The organism is Sulfitobacter sp. HI0129 (assembly GCF_001635395.1).
Lineage (GTDB): Bacteria > Pseudomonadota > Alphaproteobacteria > Rhodobacterales > Rhodobacteraceae > Sulfitobacter.
Genome location: NZ_LWGH01000917.1, coordinates 1 through 499 on the forward strand (window position 1 = coordinate 1; position 499 = coordinate 499).

General features: G+C 67.9%; 1 protein-coding gene. It reads right to left on the reverse strand.

Translation table 11 applies throughout. The annotated features are described in order from the left end of the window. Positions 1-50 precede the first annotated feature (50 nt). On the reverse strand, positions 51-499 hold a 449-nt coding region (locus A3764_RS20915; protein WP_150122360.1), incomplete at its 5' end, for a glycosyltransferase.

Below are 499 nucleotides of genomic sequence, written 5' to 3' on the forward strand. Positions count from 1 at the left end.
GCCCAGTCGCAGGGGCGTCGCGATGCGGCAGGAACCGATTGGGGTGATCGTCAGCATAACGGGGTGCTCCCTTTATTGGCGGGGCCGGTGCGCGGGCCGTAGAAGTGGCCCAGATCCTCGATCAGCCGGGAAAGACCAAAGCGGGCCTCCACATGCTGGCGGGCGGCGCGGCCCATGGCGGCGCTGCGGGGCCTGTCGGCAAGAAGCTTCGCGATTTTCCGACCCAGTTCCTGCGGGGGTGCTTCGCCCAGCGCGAGGCCGGTTTTCCCCGGGGCGATGGTTTCGGCCGCACCGCCCACGTCCATGGTGACAACGGGGCGCCCCATGGCCTGCGCTTCGATCAGCACATTGGGCAGGCCTTCGGTCACCGAGGACAGAAACAGCATATCCATCGCCTTCATCCACGGCTCCACCGGGCTGCGACGACCGGCGAAATGGATGCGGTCGGACAATCCGGCGCGGGCGACGTGGTCCATCACCTCCTGGCGCATCGGCCCGT